The sequence below is a fragment of the Taibaiella lutea genome (assembly GCF_008629695.1).
Classification (GTDB): domain Bacteria; phylum Bacteroidota; class Bacteroidia; order Chitinophagales; family Chitinophagaceae; genus Taibaiella; species Taibaiella lutea.
This window is the reverse complement of sequence record NZ_VWSH01000001.1, coordinates 455,169-473,124: the sequence shown is the minus strand read 5'-3', so window position 1 is coordinate 473,124 and position 17,956 is coordinate 455,169. Positions and strand designations below refer to the sequence as shown.

The following is a 17,956-nucleotide window of genomic DNA, read 5'->3' as shown; positions in this document are numbered from 1 at the left end:
ATTAATTTTGCCTTATCATTAATTAAAACAAAATTCAAATGACACAAACAAAAATAGCCCTGGTAACAGGCGGAAGCAGAGGTCTCGGAAAAGATATGGTCCTTGCATTGGCAAAGAAAGGAATGGATGTAATATTCACTTATAACAGCAAAGAAGAAGAAGCAATGGCTGTTGTTAAGACACTGGAATCATCCGGCAGGAAAGCAGCAACCATTCAATTGAATGTAGGCGATGTAAATACTTTTGAATCATTCTGGAAGCAGGTGGGCGCTACTTTACAAGAAACCTTCGGCACGGATAAAATCGATTTTCTGGTTAACAATGCAGGCGTTGGCGTTCATGCGGGCTTTGCTGAAACAACATTGGAGCAGTTTGATTTCTTATCGGATATTCATTTCAAAGGCCCTTTCTTTTTAACACAGCAGGCATTGCCGTTTTTAAATGATGGCGGTGGTATCGTCAACATTTCTTCAGGGCTTGCACGCTTTTCCTTCCCCGGTTACAGTGCTTATGCAGCTATGAAAGGAGCAATGGAAACACTTACAAAATATCAGGCAAAAGAGTTGGGCAACAGAGGTATTCGTGTCAATATAGTTGCGCCCGGTGCTATTGAAACAGATTTCGGCGGTGGGAGAGTAAGAGATGATAAAGCATTGAACGATCAGGTAGCTGCTGCCACAGCTTTAGGTCGTGTGGGCCTTCCAGATGATATAGGAAGCGTTGTTGCTTTCTTTTGCACAGATGATGCCAAATGGGTGAATGCCCAACGTATAGAAGTTTCAGGTGGAATGATGTTGTAATTCAGGTAAAAGACACATTCTCTCAGGACGGCTGATAGTTAATTATACTATCTGCCGTTTTTTTGTTACACCTCAATAAAGAAAAGGGGGCGAATAGTAAAAAGACAGAAAAGAATTTTCGGTCATATTCAATTATGATTGTTACTTTGTAGGGCCAAAAAATCAAATGACGCCATATATGAATAAGTTCAATTTCAAAAGCAAATTGTACATCGGCATTGTTAGTGCTATTATCCTTGTAATTACAATGAGCACATTGTTTTACTATACCAATGTAAAAGAACGCTTATCAGAGTCATGGGTTAGCCATAGCATAGACGTAAAATCAAAATTACAGGAAATTAATACCAGGCTTAACGATAATGCTAAAATAAACAGAGCGAAAAGAAGGTATAAAGACATTGATAACATCTTTCAGAGTAACAGCAATAGTGATGTGTTTGCGTCTGTAAGCGAACTTGGATTAATGGTTCAGGACAATAAAGCTCAGTCAGCAAATGTAGTGCACCTCAGAAGCCAGATCACTAAAATATTTGATTTATGGCAATCTATCAACCTGAATGAAGTAAGGGGCGATGATGTTAAGGAAGAAGCATATTTCAGGCAGGAAATAAAAATAATGGATGAAATTAAAGTATCCATTGATGATATGGACGCTTATGAAAATATGTTGTTGGTCCGGAGGCGTGCCACAAATCAACAATCGATGGATATAAACAATGCCGTCACACTTATTGGAAGCATACTCATTCTGGCCGTAGTTTTAGGTTTGGGTTATAATATTACTTCTGAATTCGGAAAGCGCAGTAAAGTGGAGCTGAGTCTAAAAGACAGAATGGATGACCAGGCAGCGCTGAGTGCCCAGATAGCATTGAATAACGGAGTTTTAGTCGGTGTTCAGAAAGTTATGGAGGCAAGCCAGAAGAACAAAGATGTAAACTCATTTCTTCAGACTATCCTTGACGGGATTATAGATTTCACGGAAATAACTTCCGGCGTAATTTACCTTGTAAATGAAGCAGATGCTAAAAACAAATTGGCGCCTGCTGTATCACGTGGCATTGCATTTGAAAGTATTAAAGAAACAAATCTAGATGTATTATTGGCACATCAACACGGCAATGACAAACCGTTAGTCTATGTTGAAAATATACCTGCCGGTTTCTGGCATTTGTCTTCTGCAACAGGAAAAATATTGCCTGGTACTATTGTTTATATTTTCGTAAGATTTAAAGAACGATTGTTATGTGTACTGGAGCTTGCTTTTTTCCAGTCTCCGGGCGAAAGGGAACGGGCGTTCTTGAATATGTTACCCGGGGCAATTGCCGTAAGATTAAGCGCATTGCAGGTTACAGAGAACAGGGATCAGTTGATGCAGGAGCTTCAGGAAAAGCAGGAAATACTTTTGAATCAACAGGAAGAGCTTCAGCAAAGCAATGAAGAGTTATTGCACCAAACCTCCGTATTGCAGGCTTCAGAAGAGGAATTAAGAGTGCAGGAAGAAGAATTGAAGCAAATCAATACTGAATTGGAAGAAAAGCATGATGCTCTGGAACTGGCTAAACAAGCTATAGATTTGAAAGCAGCTGAATTGGAACAATCTACAAAATACAAGTCTGAATTCCTTGCAAATATGTCGCATGAACTCAGGACCCCTTTGAACAGTATTTTGATCCTTGCTAACCTTCTTGGCGATAATAAAGATAGAAACCTTTCAGACAAACAAGTGGAGTATGCAAGGATTATTGGTAACTCCGGCTCAGACTTGCTCAAGCTGATCAATGATATATTGGATCTTTCAAAAATAGAAGCCGGCAAGGTCGACTTGTCAATTGAGCAGGTTCCCGTTTCAAGTATAGTAAACCACATGAAAGAGACATTTGACGTAATGTCTGAAATGAAGAAGATCCGGTTTAGTATAAACGTTGATCCGAATGCTGCAACCGTTATTAATACTGATATTCAGAGGCTGGAACAAATATTGAAGAACCTGCTGTCCAATGCGCTTAAATTTACTACTGAAGGAGGCAATGTATCGTTGAATATTGAAATGGTCAATCCGAATACCATTTCATTTAAAGTCACAGATTCAGGTATCGGAATAGATCCGTCCAAGCTTGAACTTATTTTTGAAGCATTTAAGCAGGAAGACGGCAGCACAAATCGCAAGTATGGCGGTACCGGCTTAGGGCTTTCTATTTCAAGAGAGCTTACGAAAATGCTGAAAGGCACATTGACAGTGGAAAGTAAATTGAAAGAAGGAAGCACATTCCGCTTGTCACTTCCGCTCATAATAGCAGAAGAAGCTGCTAAACCCGCTATTCAACATAAATTACCTGCAGGCATTGAAGAAAACAGACTTTCCGGTGAAGGTAAAACCATTTTGATAATAGAAGATGATCCGGTATTTTCCAATATATTGAAAAACTATGCAGAAGAAAAATCCTATAAAACACTTATTGCCGTAAATGGCCAGGAAGGTCTTGAAATGGCTAAACGGCATAAGCCCGATGCCATTATTCTCGATTTGCAAATGCCGATTATGAATGGCTGGGAAGTGCTGAAGGAACTGAGAGTAGATTCGGAACTCAGATCTATTCCCGTACATGTAATTTCAGCAATGGATGAAGATAAGGCCCCTGTTAATGGTATAGTGGAATATGTAAGAAAACCTGTAACCATTGATGAACTGGAACACACATTTAATCATATTGGTTCGTATATAGCTGCCGTTAAACACAGGCTTTTGATTTGGTCCACAGCAAATACGAATGATGCAACTTTAAAACAGCTAATCGTTAATTTACCCGATGATGTACAATTTGATCAGGTTTCGGAGATCAACGAACTTATTGAATTAGGTAAGCAGCATCACTATGATTGTATTCTTGCCGATATCAGTACATCAGAGGGGCACTTCGATAACCTGCAGGAAATAAGGGAAAACAATTTGTTTGCAGGTACATCATTAATCCTCCTCATCGATCAGGAAATTTCTCCTACCGATGAAATGCGCCTGAAAAAGATATCGGAGGCAATTGTCATGAAATCCAAAGAGGCGCATAAGAGATTGAAAGATGAACTTGAGATATTTATGTTCCACGTCAATGATCATAAGCCGGAAGAAGAATCGTCAAAAGAAGAACGCCCGAAAGACAGCAATATTCTCGATGGTAAGAAAGTATTGGTAGCCGATGACGATATGCGCAACGTCTTTGCCCTGGTGGGCTTGCTTGAAAATCACAAAATGGAAGTCATAACAGCAAGCAATGGACTGGAAGCTTTGGAAATGCTGGAAAAAGAAGCTAAGATTGATATAGTTCTTATGGATATTATGATGCCCGAAATGGATGGCTACGAAGCAATGAGAAATATCCGTTCCAATAAAAAATACAGTGATTTGCCGATTATAGCATTGACGGCAAAAGCAATGAGCAATGACAGGGAATTGTGTATTGAAGCTGGCGCTTCGGATTATATGTCCAAGCCTATTAATTCACAGAAATTACTTTCATTGATAAGAATCTGGTTGTCCTGATATGACGGTTATACATGAAATTAATACTGCACATTTACCTGAAATAATTGCAATTATTAAAGAACAATATGGCTATGATTTTTCAGGATATGCAGAAGCTTCATTTCAGCGGCGACTGAATGCATTCATGCATCACAGAAATATAAAAGACGTGTACAGCCTCAAGTATTTTCTGCTGAATGACAAGGATACCTTTTCTTATTTGCTTGAGAAAATAACAGTCAACGTTACAACCATGTTTCGTAACCCTGATTTTTTTCTTGAACTGAAAGAGAAAATTTTCCCCATTCTGGCTTCCTATCCTGTTATAAGAATATGGCATGCAGGCTGTGCCACCGGACAGGAAGTTTATTCCGTTTGTATCTTGCTTAAAGAGGCAGGGTTATTACATCGTACCAATATTTATGCTACGGATATTAATCCGCAAAATATAAAAACAGCACGCGCTGGTAGTCTGCCTTTGTCGGAAATGAAGGAATACATACGGAATTACAATCTGGCAGGCGGGACTGAGGGCTTCTCCGAATATTATAACATTGAGAATAACCGGGCTGTTATTAATAAAGACTTGTTGAGCAAAGTTATTTTTAGCCGCCACAACTTAGTGACGGAATCATCATTCAATGAGTTTAATTTAATTTTGTGCCGGAATGTGATGATTTATTTTAACCGTCAGCTTCAGGACAAAGTGATTGGATTATTTAACGATAGCCTTACTCCCGGTGGTTTTTTGGCACTTGGAGATAAGGAATCTTTGATAACCTCCGCACATAGCAAAACATTTACAAGATATTTAAATACCCAGAAAGTTTACAAAAAAAAGCTGTAGACCGATTATCAGGATAGAACAAGAAAAATTTAAACCAAACCAAAATGACCATATTATTAGTTGATGACCGCCCGGAAAACTTAATAGCGCTTCAGGATATACTGGAACAGGAAGGCCGGACCTTTATTACTGCAAATTCAGGTTATGAGGCTTTAAAGATAATGCTTCGCAACAATGAGATAGGCCTTATTATGCTGGATGTTCAGATGCCTGAAATGGACGGTTTTGAAGTAGCACGGCTTTTGAAATCCAATACTAAAACAAAAGATGTTTCCATCATTTTTGTTACAGCTATAAGTAAAGAAGAACAATACGTATTAAAGGGCTTTGAAGAAGGCGCAGTTGACTATCTGCAAAAACCATTGGATATAAACCTTACACGTGCGAAAGTAAATGTGTTTGAACATTTATACAACTACCAGCAGCAATTGAAACAATCTCTGTTGAAAGTAGAAGCCGTTAAGGCACAGCTGGAACGCTTTGTTTATACAGTATCACATGATCTTAAGTCTCCTTTGTCAGGAATTGTTTTAATGGTCAATACCATTTTGTATGAACTTGAAACTATTGAAAGAGAAAGATTGGGTGAGAAATTGAATATTGTTGAAGATGCTTCGATGCACCTTGCAGCAATGGTGGATTCCATTCTGGATTATTCCAAAAAAAGTTATGATGAACAGAAGAAAGAAGAAGTAGATTTAAACGAGCTTATCCTTGATATCTTTAGGCTACTCTTCCCGCCAACAAATATCAAGCTATCTATTAAGGGAACTTTACCAACCCTTTATACCCGTAAATTAAAGCTGCAACAGGTGTTTCAGAACCTTATCAGTAATGCCATAAAGTATAATGATAAAGAAATAGGGCTTGTTGAAGTAGCCTGTGAAGTTACCGACAAACATTATGTATTCAGCGTTAAGGATAATGGTGCAGGAATGACAGAAGAAGATAAATGGGATATATTCAGCCTGTTCAGGAAAGGAAATAAAACCTCTGAACGGGAATCCAGTACAGGTATTGGCTTGAATGTTATGAAAATAATCGTTGAAGAACAAGGTGGTAAAATATGGCTGGACACAGTACCGGGCGAGGGTAGTACATTTTATTTCGAATGGGAAAAATAAAACCGTTATTGGTAGCAAAAACATTAGGTTTCTACAAGTCCTGAAAGGACGACAGAAAACAGGATAGGGTGAAACCCTATCCTGTTTTGCAACCAAAGTCTTAAATTCTTATAAGTCCTGAAAGGACGATAGACAACAGGATGATGAAACCCTATCCTGTTTTGCAACCAAAGTCTTAAATTCTTATAAGTCCTGAAAGGACGACAGAAAATAGGATAGGGTGAAACCCTATCCCTATTTATACTTTCAAATTTCCTTCAATAGAATCATCCAGCGTTTTACCCATGGCAGCGCCGGCTATCATCTTTAAGAAAGCTACTGTATTGCCATGCTTCGTATCCCAATAATAACCGGTAGTCGGCTTTACCTTAATAATTGAAATACGTGGATCATCTTCACCTTCCGTAAACCATACTTTCATTAACGGTTTCCACAATTCTTTAATTTCGTCTTTGTTTGCCGAGACGGTAGCCTTGCCTTCTATATAAAGGAAGTCGGAGTGTGTAGAACCCTGAAAATAGAGCTTCACCTCCGGACTGTATTTAATATCTTCATTGGTATGGCTGTCATTGGCGCTTACAAACCACATAGTGCCCGACTCATCTGTTTTTTGAATGCTCATAGGTCTTGTGCCCATCGATTCGTCTGAAGATGGTTTCGTACAGAAAAAACAAGTATCCGATTTCTCTGTCAGATCTTTGATTTTTTTAATAGCCTCAGCCATTTCCAGATTTTCGTAATTGTGTTCCGGTTGGTTTTTATTAATGCTGTTCATTATCCTTTAGTTTAGATATAGGTTACAAACAAAGGATGACTTAGTTTTAAAATTTATCATAAAACTATTAATGCAATGAGCTTTCAGCATTAGAAATAACCGGTAAGAGAAATTATCCTTAGACTTGAATTAGCCGGATAATCCCGGGTTTTTTACAAAAGATAATGTTATTCCCGCAACCATTTGGACATTGCGGGGTAGGCTGGCATATTCAGCTTCGCTGACATTTTTGCTTCTGCCGTCATTCCTACATATTGAAGCATTGGGACGCCAAAATAACTGCCTTGGTTAAACTGATCTGCAATATAGTTGCCGCCGCCGTTATAACCCTCTTCGTGGAAAACAAAATAAGGGTCGATCTCCAGGTATTTACAGGCAGCATAAGACCATGCAATAGCCATCATTTCTTCCGCAATGTTTTCTTTGCGGCTCCCGATTGTGTCAGCAGTTAACCCTGTTCTTTCTATGGCAGGTACAACTGCAATATGCCCGGCTTCATGTAATATATCTCCCGGTTGTTTTAGTTTGTCTAAATCAATGTAGATACAGCCTTTATCAATAGCTAAACCCGGTAAAAACGTATCTTCCTTCAATGATTGATAAAATACTTTGATGCCAATAGATTCAAGAAAGTCTGTGGCACGTTTCAATAAATTTTGCTCCATGAATGTAAATTATAAAGAAGTTAATCAGGTTCCTTTTCCATGCTGTCTGCCAATTGTAAAGCCGCATTAGTATTCATGCTGCGTAATTCCGCTATTATTTTTGCTTTATCAGCTAAATTTATAGGTGAACCGGGGCTTTCAATGTTATTCCTTTTAGTAGCAGCCGCACGCGGCTCCGGCATTTTATCAATATCTTTTCTTATGATGCCTTTTTCTGTTAATAATGCTTTAACCCAATCATTTACCACACAATCTATTACAAGGTGAATCCGGTCTTCGCTGCCTGCATTATGAACTTTGTGGGGAAGACTAAGATTCAGGTACCAGCATTCTCCCGCTGACATGGGGATGCGATCCTCCATTATGTAAAAAGCGACATCCTTATTGGTTTGAACCGGAATATGGAACCGTGCTTCCCCCGCTTCCATATTCATGTCATGATCAGTATGTTCCTTTATGCGTGCTCCGGCATTCAGCTTCATAAGCCTTATGCTTGTTTTTTCGCATTTAAATGACTCTATGACAGATTGTATGTAAGGGCATTGTTTTAATAGAGGCGTATTTTGATAAGATAGCCCTTTCGGCAAAATATGTGTAGATATTACATTATGAGGATTTCCGTTAATGGAACGAAGTGGAAGAATGGTCCAATCGCCTTCATATTGTGATTTGTTGTAGTGCGATTTCCAGTTATTATCCTGATGGCTCCTGAATTCATTTTGGAGTGTGACAGAATCGAAAACCAGAGAAGTTTTAAGGTATTTTATCATTGGTTTTTGGCTCTTTATGTTCTTATGCAAGAATACACAATTTAAAAGATAATTTTATGGAACAATAAAAGTAATAGTTAAACATCCTTATGTAAAAGATGCTGTGTGATTTATTTATTCATTCATCAGCCTCATTAATTTTCATATTTAAGAGTGGTTTTCTGTTATATTTAAGATTGGTCGGCATTAATAATGGGTATTGATAATAAACTATTCAAATTTTATAAATTTTACTTTTTATCTTTATGGGGAACTTTAACGATTTCCTTGTCCGAAGAGTTTTTAACCTTTTTATCTAACCAATTTTTTAACACCAAAACACTTTAACCATGGAAGGAACCATAGGAGAAATACGCTTATTTGCCTCTACGTTTGCACCAAGGAGCTGGTGGTATTGTGATGGCACACTTCTTGCCATCCGAAGCAATACAGCATTGTTTTCCATTTTAGGCAATACTTATGGAGGCGACGGCCAGACCACATTTGGATTGCCAAACCTGAAAGGGCGTACCGCTATAGGAGCGGGACAGGGACCCGGCTTGTCATATTACACGTTGGGGGAAACAATCGGTACCAATACTGTTACGCTCAACAATCTGAATCTGGCGCCGCACAACCATCCTGCAACTGCGAGTATTTCCATCCCAGCTTACGGAGATGAAGGCAACTCTCCTTCGCCAAGCAATAATATCCTGGCTGCTTTGTCAGGAATGTATTCTTCCGATCCGCCGGATACACCCCTTAAGCCGGCAAATTATACCTTACAAGTACAGGTATCTGGTTCCAATCAACCTCTTTCTATTATGGAACCGGTGCTTGGTATGAACTATATCATTTGTCTGACAGGAGTATTCCCGGCAAGAGGTTAACACCCGGTAACGCAATTCATTTTTTAAATTTAATCACTTTAATAAAAAAATATTATATATGGAAGGTAATATAGGAGAAATCCGGATTTTTGCCGGAAATTTTGCTCCCTTGGGTTGGGCCTTTTGTGACGGATCTTTAATGAGTATTGCAGTATATACTGCTGCTTATTCAATAATAGGAACTACATATGGCGGCGATGGCCAGACCACATTCGCCTTACCTAATTGCTTGGGACGTATGGTTGTTGGTACGGGCCAGGGCCAGGGTTTAAGTAATATAGAACTGGGCGAAATGGGCGGTCATGAAACAGCTACGATGTTGTCTACCCAAATGCCTGCACATAGCCATGCTGCATCGTTAAATCTTTCGGTTCCGACTGTGGCTGACGCCGGAACCACAGGTTCTCCTTCGGGCAATGTATTGGCGGGGTTGGCAGGAGCATACTCTTCTGACCCATCCGATTCTCCTTTAGGTGGGCAGACTGTTGTGCCGACTGTAGGAGTAGCAGGTGGCGGGCAGCCCTTTAGCATAATACAACCTATTATGGCTTTGAATTACATTGTTTGTCTGGAAGGTATTTATCCAAGCAGAAATTAACCCTATTTATTAACCTAATTATCCAAATCTATATGGAAGGTACTATGTCAGAAATCCGCATGTTTGCGGGAGACTTTCAACCTAAATCATGGTTTTATTGCCAGGGCCAGACTTTGGCTATTAATACGAATCAGGCACTTTTCAGCCTCCTGGGAACAACCTATGGCGGCAATGGCGTCACAACTTTTTGCTTGCCTGATTTGCGTAGTCGTGTACCGGTAGGTACCGGCACTGCAGCGGGAATTACCACATATCAATTGGGACAGGTAGACGGAGCGGAACAAGTTACACTTAGTCTATTGAATCTACCTGCTCACACCCATGGGGCAGCAAGTAACAAGCTTACCATCAGCGCCGTGGGTGATGGTGGAAGTACGGGTGCGCCCGGTGGCAATAACCTTGCATCCCTGGCCGGTTTGTACTCCTCAGATACACCTGATTCTGCTTTGAGATCTATTACGGTTGCAGCTAATCTTGGCGTCGCAGGAGCGAGTCAACCCATGCAAATTTCGCAGCCATATATAGGAATGAATTACGTTATATGTATATACGGGATTTTCCCGTCAAGGAACTAAAATTGTTTATAATCAGACTTCCGGGTTCCCTAATGGCTGTACAGGCCGTTAGGGATTTCCCGCATTAATCACTTGTATGAAAATAGGTTTACTTTTACCCCGCTCCGTATTATACCCATCTATAGCTTTTGACCTGCACGACGGGTTCAGGGCTTATTTGAAGAAAGAGGGGCTGGAAGCGAATTACCAGATAGTAAGTGTCAATATAGGAGTGGGCGCAAAACATGAGGAAATATATGCCAAATGTGAACAGATGCTGTTGGATGGAGTTGATATTGTGGTTGGTTACATTAATCCGATTGCAGCTCAGTTCATCCATCCTTTATTTGAAACTTCGGGCCGTAAATTGTTAGTGCTCGACAGCGGATATCATTTCCCTCCGTTTGCAGGAAAATTAGACAACGCGTACTTTATTTCACTCCAGGGAAACCTTTGCAGCCGCGCAATTACGCGCAAGGCAACAGCGCAAGGGCATAAGGATTTTGCTTTTGCCTGTTCATTTTATGATGCCGGATACCGCATTCCTTATTCTTATGCTATGTCAGTAGCAGAACAAGGTGCCAATATCTTGTTTAATCATGTGGGGCCGCTTAAAAAAGCAGAATTTACATTGCAGCCGTTGGCAGAATATTTGGATAACAATGAAGTGACAGCTCTTTTAACCAGTTACTGTGGCGATATGACAGAAGATTTCTTTCGTGAAGGTCAGCGATACGGGCTTTTTGCAAGGCACAGTGTTTATGGCACCGGATTTATGGCTGATGAAGGATGGATTTCCAAAATTCCTCATTCAGGCAATGATTGGTATTCCGCCGTACCCTGGTCATTAAAATTAGATACACCGGAAAATAATGAATTTGTTGCAATGCTTGGAAAAACCGGGCATGGTCCAAAGGCGAACTTATTTTCCTTATTGGGCTGGGAAGCTGCCCAGGTCATTGTTGGCACCCAAAACCTTTCGGAAGATATTGCCGATGGATATTCATATAAATCTCCAAGAGGTGCTGTATATATAAATCCTTCAAACCGCTTTACCGAAGCGCCTGTTTATTATGCTACAGTTACTAAAGATGTGGCAACCGGTAATGGTTGCCAGGTGGACGTTATTGAAGTGGAAGGACTGGAAGAAGACCGTAAGGCTATGGACAAAAACATACTGGCAATGCTGGACGAAACAGCAAATTCCTGGTTAAATTCATATGCCTGCTTAGATTCATGAGTAATACGTCTCATATAGCCGTATTGTGCAATAACCGTATGGCTATACCTGCTATTCAGGCTTTATATAATATGGGGAAGCTTTGTGCTTTAGGCGTACCCGAGAATAATACGGATGTTCTGGATTTCTGTAAGTCGTTATCAGCTCAGACCGGTATTCCGCTTATGCTGTTGCGAAAGGAAAATCTTAACGCACAATTGGGAGATTGGCTTAAAAAGAAATCACCTGATTTTGTGTTTACAATGACTTTCCCATGGAAGGTGCCTGAAGTGACCTGGCAAAGCCATCCGGGCAAATTCTATAATTTTCATTATGGTTTGTTGCCTGAAATGCGCGGTGCCGATCCGGTATTTGAATCTATTCGTCAGCAAAAACGGGAAACCGGCATTACAATACATACTGTTAATGGTGGGATTGACAAAGGAGCCATAATACTGAAGCAGTCATTGCCTTTAGAATCTGATACTACTCATGGATTACTCTGTACACATCTTTCATATCTGGCTGCGCGCATTTTGCCGCAGCTCATAGGTGTGTTACAGGCCGGATTATCAGGTACTGACCAAAATGAAGCCATGGCAAATTATTACAGGCGCCCCGGCCCGTCGGAAGTCTGCATTAATTGGAACGCGCAGGATGCTTCATCTGTTAAAGCTCTGGTCAATGCCTGTAACCCATGGAATAAAGGAGCTTATTCGCAATGGAATGGATGGCATATCCGCATTGTGGAAGCATCAGTAAACACAGAGGCTCTGCCGGATGTATCTACTACTCCGGGTACTGTTCTCGCAATCGACGCTATGAATGGGCTTATCATTCAATGTAAAGACAACACGCAATTAAAAGTTAATATCATTTATACAGATGAAGGATTTATGAGTGGTTACCGGCTCGAATCCTTCGGCATAAAGAAAGGACAGATTTTTACCAATTTACAAACAAACCAAAAACCAATCAATGTATGAAACGATTCCTACACCCACTTTTTAAAGCATTCCTTGCAGCAGTCATGCTATTGGGATTTGTTTTGAACGGGTCTTCAGCGAAGGCCCAAACGACGCTCTCGGCAGGCGGTATTATTTTTACTGCATTCAGTAGTAATGCAGGTGCAACTATCGGCGATACCGTTTCGTTTGTTTTGCTGGTACCTATTTCCTCAAATACTCAAATTTCATTTACCGACAGAGGTTATACCGGCAGTGGCTGGGTTGCAGCAGGCACTTCTGAAGGAGCATTAACCTGGACATCGGGAAGTGCATTGCCAGTCGGAACAGAAGTTACTATTGGTGGTGGCGGCACGAGTGCTACTGCTTTTACTATTAATCCCAGCACGGGAGTCAAAACAGTAAATGGAACCGTTGCACGTACAGATGGTACCATGGCCAGCAATGGCTTCAATCTTTCCAATGTAGGTGATCAGATCATAGCTTTCCAGGGAGGTAGCGGAGTAGTCTCGAATTCCGGTGTTACGTTGATTGCCGGAATTCATTATTTTTACTGTACCAATGCAGGTAATAATACCACCATTGCCGGCTGGGATGGGTCAGCATGTGCAAGCAGCGTCAACGGTAGCGCTATGCCACCGGGATTGACAGGCGGTACAAATGCTTTCTGGACCGGTAACCCGGGAGCAGGTATTTATCTGTCAGGCCGCTTTAACTGTTCGAATGGCGCACCTTTTGCCAATGTAGCAGCTTTGCGCACAGCAGTGATGGATGCGAGCAAATGGACGATGAGTACCAGCTCTTCTGCATTTTTAGGAGCGCCTTCAGGTTGTACTTACATTTCCACCTGTACCACTCCGGTGTTTTCGGCGCAACCGTCCAGCGGTACTATCTGCGCGGGGGCCAACACAAGCTTTACTGCCACGGCTTCTCCTGTTACATCTTATAAATGGCAGGTGAATACAGGCAGTGGCTTTACAGATATAACAGATGATGCCACTTACTCGGGATCTGCTACTAATACACTTTCTATAACAGGTGCAACGGCCGGTATGTCAGGCTACCAGTATAAAGTTATTGCTTACAATAATGGTACATCCTGTAATACTTCTTCCAATACTGCAACGTTAACCGTTACCAGTATTACATCTTCTGTTACCTCTCAGACTAATGTAAGCTGTAATGGTGGCACCAATGGAGCTGCGACGATTTCTGCAAGCGGCGGTACGGGCACACTTACTTATAACTGGACTCCGGGTAACCCTACGGGTGATGGTACCGTTTCGGTGTCTGGTCTGACTTCTCAAGTATGGACTTGTACTATTACGGATGCGAACAGCTGTACCAAATTACAGACTGTAAATATTTCACAGCCTACTGCTATTACTTCAAGTGTTACCTCTCAGACAAACGTAAGCTGTAACGGTGGTACCAATGGTTCCGCAACTGTCACAGCAAGTGGCGGTACGGGTACATTGACTTACAGCTGGGCTCCAAGCGGTGGTACTGCAGCAGCAGCGACAGGCCTTTCTGCTCAGGTATATACGGTAACTATTACGGATGCGAACAGCTGTACCAAATTACAGACTGTAAACATTTCACAGCCTACGGCTATTACTTCAAGTGTTACCTCTCAGACAAACGTAAGCTGTAACGGTGGTACCAATGGTTCCGCAACTGTTACGGCAAGTGGGGGTACAGGTACATTGACTTACAGCTGGGCCCCAAGCGGTGGTACTGCAGCAGCAGCGACAGGCCTTTCTGCTCAGGTTTACACAGTAACTATTACGGATGCGAACAGCTGTACCAAATTACAGACTGTAAATATTTCACAGCCTACAGCTATTACTTCAAGTGTTACTTCCCAGACAAACGTAAGCTGTAACGGTGGTACCAATGGTTCCGCAACTGTTACGGCAAGTGGGGGTACGGGTACATTGACTTACAGCTGGGCTCCAAGCGGTGGTACTGCAGCAGCAGCGACAGGCCTTTCTGCTCAGGTTTACACGGTAACTATTACGGATGCGAACAGCTGTACCAAATTACAGACTGTAAACATTTCACAGCCTACTGCTATTACTTCAAGTGTTACCTCTCAGACAAACGTAAGCTGTAACGGTGGTACCAATGGTTCCGCAACTGTTACGGCAAGTGGTGGTACAGGTACATTGACTTACAGCTGGGCTCCAAGCGGTGGTACAGCTGCATCAGCGACAGGCCTTTCTGCTCAGGTTTACACAGTAACTATTACGGATGCGAACAGCTGTGCCAAATTACAGACTGTAAACATTTCACAGCCTACAGCTATTACTTCAAGTGTTACCTCTCAGACAAACGTAAGCTGTAACGGTGGTACCAATGGTTCCGCAACTGTTACGGCAAGTGGTGGTACAGGTACATTGACTTACAGCTGGGCTCCAAGCGGTGGTACAGCTGCATCAGCGACAGGCCTTTCTGCTCAGGTTTACACAGTAACTATTACGGATGCGAACAGCTGTACCAAATTACAGACTGTAAACATTTCACAGCCTACAGCTATTACTTCAAGTGTTACTTCCCAGACAAACGTAAGCTGTAATGGTGGTACCAATGGAGCTGCGACGATTTCTGCAAGCGGTGGTACCGGCACACTTACTTATAACTGGACTCCGGGTAACCCTACAGGTGATGGTACCGTTTCGGTGTCTGGTCTGAGTGCTCAAGTATGGACTTGTACTATTACGGATGCGAACAGCTGTACCAAATTACAGACTGTAAATATTTCACAGCCTACGGCTATTACTTCAAGTGTTACCTCTCAGACAAACATAAGTTGTAACGGTGGCAGCAATGGAGCTGCGACGATTTCTGCAAGCGGCGGTACCGGCGCATTGACTTATAACTGGACTCCAGGTAACCCTGCAGGTGATGGTACCGTTTCAGTAACAGGATTGTCAGTAGGTGTTTGGACTTGTACTATTACAGATGCCAATAGCTGTACCAAACTACAGACAGTTAATATTACGCAACCTACAGTATTGAATCTTACGGTTTCGGCTGATACAAATATCTGCGTACCAAGCACAATTAGCATAAATGCAACTGCAACAGGTGGATCAGGCGGATATACTTACAACTGGACCCCGGGCAATTTAAGTGGCGGAACACAATCTGTAAGCCCTACGGTTACTACCAATTATATAGTTACAGCAACAGATGTCAACAGTTGTACTAAGAAAGATACCGTTACAGTTTCTGTAGGCGGTGTATTGGCTCAGTCAAATCAAACAAATACGGTTTCTGTTGACGGTGCCGATACAAGCAGCACCAACGTAGTAATAGGCGGCCTGACTTATATGTATAATGATGAGTGTAAGACGCTGGCTTCCGTAAAGCAAAATGCCTCTTTAGGTGCTTTGTTGGGTTATGTAACGGTAGTTGATTCTGTTCCTGTTTATCAGGGTAGGCCGTTTGTTTCCCGTTGGTATCAGATTACGCCGCAGAACAATGGAGCAGGAAGTGTAAATTTATATTTCACACAGCAGGATTTTGACGATTACAACGTTTATGCTACTGCCCATAGCTTCCCTAAATTGCCTCAGAACCCTACCGATCAGGTAGGTATTGATTCATTGGTAGTTACAAAAGTAAGTGGAGGAGACCTGGTTGCAGGTACGGGTACACGAACTTTAATTCACCCGGACAGTGTAAAATGGAACCCTTCATTGCATTTCTGGACTGTTTCATTGACAATACCTTCTTTCAGCCAGTTCTATGTTCATACCAACAATACATTAGGCACGCCGTTATATGTAAACATCGGTTCTTTCAATGTAAGGAAAGAAAATGGTGTAGCTGGTTTGTATTGGACTACTCAAAGTGAGATGGAGAATGTAGGTTTCGATATTCAGAGAAGCATGGATGGCAAAACTTATCAGACTATAGGTTCTATAGCCTCTAAAGCTGTTAATGGTAATAGCCAATCTGTGTTGTCCTATAACTATTATGATAAAGTGCCGTTTAACGGAATGAATTTCTATCGCCTGGCAGAAAAAGACAAAAAAGGCAATATTGTTTATTCTGACATTCGCACACTTAATTTTGATGGAAAATCAGACTTCAATTGTTATCCTAATCCGGTTAAGTCTCAACTGACAGTTGAATACAACTCTGCTAAAGACGAAGTGATGAACATACGCGTTACAGATGTAATGGGTAAAGTAGTCTTGACTCAGGAAATGAATCTTCAGAAAGGTTTCAATAAAACCGTTATGGATATGTCAGGTCTTGGCCAGGGTATTTACAATATGACCATCATCAGCAACTCAGGCATGGTTTATACATCAAAAGTTATCAGGAATTAATCCTCCCCGGTAATTTGAAAATAATAAAGTGGCTGTTCAATAGAACAGCCGCTTTTGTTATGCGATTACCTTAAACAATTTTTAATTATTGTTGAACATAAATTGCTGAGTGAAGCAGCAGTGTCATCTATGCTTCCTGCTCCTTATTATTATCGTTTTCTTCTTTCGGTTTTTCATGCCTGCTGCCCAGCCCGATAATGATCCTCGCACTTTTATATTCACTCTCAAAATCCTTGTTGTTAATATTTGCCATCAGTCTGTCCATGTTATAGAAGCTTTTCTTTATCAGTTCCATCAGCTCCTTTGTACTGCGATGCTGGTTCTTTACTGCTACCTGAACAGTTCGGGGTTTCGGTATCATGGCCGCGTAAGCCTCTATCATCTCACCGAACAGTTCTATCTGTTCCGGAGTCACATCATAGTCATTGAGCGAATCTCCTGACTTTTTGAAAACATCATACACATATTGAAGCTTAGCGGCAAGTTTATTCCCTGCCATTCTTTTTAGCCTGGTTGCGCTGTAATCCAGTTGTTGCTCCAGCTCCAGATCATTTTTCTTTTTGGCATACACGAGTGCGCATCCTGAAATGCTCATACATAAGGCAACGACCTTTTCCTTCAGGTCAGCCTTGGTTTTTGTTGAGCCCTGGCTTCTTTGTTGAGCAAGTACTCTGCTCTGCTTCATTTGTTCCATCAGCTCAACGCTTTCGTTGACCTCCTGCTTGAATCCTTTGTTATCGCCCCATAAATGCCGATAAGTATTCAATACCTCGTGGAAGGTCTTTGCCATCCTTACGTCATTTTCTAATTTTTTTGACATAGTTAAGTTTATTTTAATTGGTGAAAATTTCACCTGTTTGATATATATCAAATACCGTGCCAGAAATTTCTGCTTTTTTATAAATAA

At 41.3% G+C, this 17,956-nt stretch carries 14 protein-coding genes; 10 read left to right on the top strand and 4 right to left on the bottom strand.

Annotation, left to right across the window (positions count from 1 at the left end):
• Nucleotides 1-38: 38 nt before the first annotated feature.
• The 4 genes from F0919_RS02020 (at nt 39) to F0919_RS02005 (ending at nt 6,291) form a co-directional block, all read left to right on the top strand.
• On the top strand, nt 39-800 hold the full coding sequence (locus F0919_RS02020) for an SDR family NAD(P)-dependent oxidoreductase (protein ID WP_150031038.1): 762 nt from the start codon (nt 39-41) through the stop codon (nt 798-800).
• Between the two features lie 178 nt (nt 801-978).
• A complete protein-coding gene (locus F0919_RS02015) occupies nt 979-4,338 on the top strand; it encodes a hybrid sensor histidine kinase/response regulator (protein ID WP_190277230.1) in 3,360 nt (1,119 codons plus the stop codon).
• Nucleotide 4,339: 1 nt separating this feature from the next.
• Nucleotides 4,340-5,167 carry a CheR family methyltransferase gene (locus F0919_RS02010; protein ID WP_150031036.1) on the top strand — a complete coding sequence of 276 codons (828 nt, stop codon included), beginning with the start codon at nt 4,340-4,342 and terminating at the stop codon, nt 5,165-5,167.
• A 44-nt stretch (nt 5,168-5,211) separates the two neighbouring features.
• Nucleotides 5,212-6,291 carry a sensor histidine kinase gene (locus F0919_RS02005; RefSeq protein ID WP_150031035.1) on the top strand — a complete coding sequence of 360 codons (1,080 nt, stop codon included), beginning with the start codon at nt 5,212-5,214 and terminating at the stop codon, nt 6,289-6,291.
• Between the two features lie 238 nt (nt 6,292-6,529).
• On the opposite strand, the gene F0919_RS02000 is transcribed toward F0919_RS02005, so the two are convergent.
• The 3 genes from F0919_RS02000 to F0919_RS01990 form a co-directional block, all read right to left on the bottom strand.
• Complete coding sequence (locus tag F0919_RS02000) at nt 6,530-7,066, bottom strand: pyridoxamine 5'-phosphate oxidase family protein (RefSeq protein ID WP_150031034.1); 537 nt, start codon at nt 7,064-7,066, stop codon at nt 6,530-6,532.
• Between the two features lie 167 nt (nt 7,067-7,233).
• On the bottom strand, nt 7,234-7,731 hold the full coding sequence (locus tag F0919_RS01995; RefSeq protein ID WP_150031033.1) for a hypothetical protein: 498 nt from the start codon (nt 7,729-7,731) through the stop codon (nt 7,234-7,236).
• A gap of 20 nt (nt 7,732-7,751) precedes the next feature.
• Nucleotides 7,752-8,501 (bottom strand): aspartyl/asparaginyl beta-hydroxylase domain-containing protein, encoded by a 750-nt coding sequence (locus F0919_RS01990; RefSeq protein ID WP_150031032.1) that lies wholly within the window; start codon nt 8,499-8,501, stop codon nt 7,752-7,754.
• A gap of 329 nt (nt 8,502-8,830) precedes the next feature.
• Between F0919_RS01990 and F0919_RS01985 the strand changes: the two genes are divergently transcribed.
• From F0919_RS01985 to F0919_RS01960, 6 genes are all read left to right on the top strand, one after another.
• Nucleotides 8,831-9,370 carry a phage tail protein gene (locus F0919_RS01985; protein ID WP_150031031.1) on the top strand — a complete coding sequence of 180 codons (540 nt, stop codon included), beginning with the start codon at nt 8,831-8,833 and terminating at the stop codon, nt 9,368-9,370.
• 58 nt (nt 9,371-9,428) lie between these two features.
• Nucleotides 9,429-9,968 (top strand): phage tail protein, encoded by a 540-nt coding sequence (locus tag F0919_RS01980; RefSeq protein ID WP_150031030.1) that lies wholly within the window; start codon nt 9,429-9,431, stop codon nt 9,966-9,968.
• Between the two features lie 44 nt (nt 9,969-10,012).
• Nucleotides 10,013-10,543: a phage tail protein gene (locus tag F0919_RS01975; protein ID WP_216629353.1), complete on the top strand. Its 531-nt coding sequence runs from the start codon at nt 10,013-10,015 to the stop codon at nt 10,541-10,543.
• A 76-nt stretch (nt 10,544-10,619) separates the two neighbouring features.
• Complete coding sequence (locus F0919_RS01970; RefSeq protein WP_150031028.1) at nt 10,620-11,762, top strand: ABC transporter substrate-binding protein; 1,143 nt, start codon at nt 10,620-10,622, stop codon at nt 11,760-11,762.
• Nucleotides 11,759-12,727: a formyltransferase family protein gene (locus F0919_RS01965; RefSeq protein WP_150031027.1), complete on the top strand. Its 969-nt coding sequence runs from the start codon at nt 11,759-11,761 to the stop codon at nt 12,725-12,727. Before F0919_RS01970 ends, F0919_RS01965 begins: the two co-directional genes overlap by 4 nt.
• Nucleotides 12,724-17,049, top strand: a complete 4,326-nt coding sequence (locus F0919_RS01960; RefSeq protein ID WP_150031026.1) for a T9SS type A sorting domain-containing protein — start codon at nt 12,724-12,726, stop codon at nt 17,047-17,049. Before F0919_RS01965 ends, F0919_RS01960 begins: the two co-directional genes overlap by 4 nt.
• Before the next feature lie 127 nt (nt 17,050-17,176).
• Here the strand turns inward: F0919_RS01960 and F0919_RS01955 are convergent, their stop codons facing one another.
• Complete coding sequence (locus tag F0919_RS01955; RefSeq protein ID WP_150031025.1) at nt 17,177-17,869, bottom strand: hypothetical protein; 693 nt, start codon at nt 17,867-17,869, stop codon at nt 17,177-17,179.
• Between the last annotated feature and the right edge of the window lie 87 nt (nt 17,870-17,956).

Excerpts from the sequence above, each read along its gene's own strand:
- F0919_RS01955 (WP_150031025.1), bottom strand. The coding sequence starts at position 17,869 with ATGTCAAAAAAATTAGAAAATGACGTAAGGATGGCAAAGACCTTCCAC.
- F0919_RS02000 (WP_150031034.1), bottom strand. The coding sequence starts at position 7,066 with ATGAACAGCATTAATAAAAACCAACCGGAACACAATTACGAAAATCTG.
- F0919_RS01980 (WP_150031030.1), top strand. The coding sequence starts at position 9,429 with ATGGAAGGTAATATAGGAGAAATCCGGATTTTTGCCGGAAATTTTGCT.
- F0919_RS01970 (WP_150031028.1), top strand. The coding sequence starts at position 10,620 with ATGAAAATAGGTTTACTTTTACCCCGCTCCGTATTATACCCATCTATA.
- F0919_RS01975 (WP_216629353.1), top strand. The coding sequence starts at position 10,013 with ATGTCAGAAATCCGCATGTTTGCGGGAGACTTTCAACCTAAATCATGG.
- F0919_RS01995 (WP_150031033.1), bottom strand. The coding sequence starts at position 7,731 with ATGGAGCAAAATTTATTGAAACGTGCCACAGACTTTCTTGAATCTATT.
- F0919_RS01985 (WP_150031031.1), top strand. The coding sequence starts at position 8,831 with ATGGAAGGAACCATAGGAGAAATACGCTTATTTGCCTCTACGTTTGCA.
- F0919_RS02020 (WP_150031038.1), top strand. The coding sequence starts at position 39 with ATGACACAAACAAAAATAGCCCTGGTAACAGGCGGAAGCAGAGGTCTC.
- F0919_RS01990 (WP_150031032.1), bottom strand. The coding sequence starts at position 8,501 with ATGATAAAATACCTTAAAACTTCTCTGGTTTTCGATTCTGTCACACTC.
- F0919_RS01965 (WP_150031027.1), top strand. The coding sequence starts at position 11,759 with ATGAGTAATACGTCTCATATAGCCGTATTGTGCAATAACCGTATGGCT.
- F0919_RS02015 (WP_190277230.1), top strand. The coding sequence starts at position 979 with ATGAATAAGTTCAATTTCAAAAGCAAATTGTACATCGGCATTGTTAGT.
- F0919_RS02010 (WP_150031036.1), top strand. The coding sequence starts at position 4,340 with ATGACGGTTATACATGAAATTAATACTGCACATTTACCTGAAATAATT.
- F0919_RS01960 (WP_150031026.1), top strand. The coding sequence starts at position 12,724 with ATGAAACGATTCCTACACCCACTTTTTAAAGCATTCCTTGCAGCAGTC.
- F0919_RS02005 (WP_150031035.1), top strand. The coding sequence starts at position 5,212 with ATGACCATATTATTAGTTGATGACCGCCCGGAAAACTTAATAGCGCTT.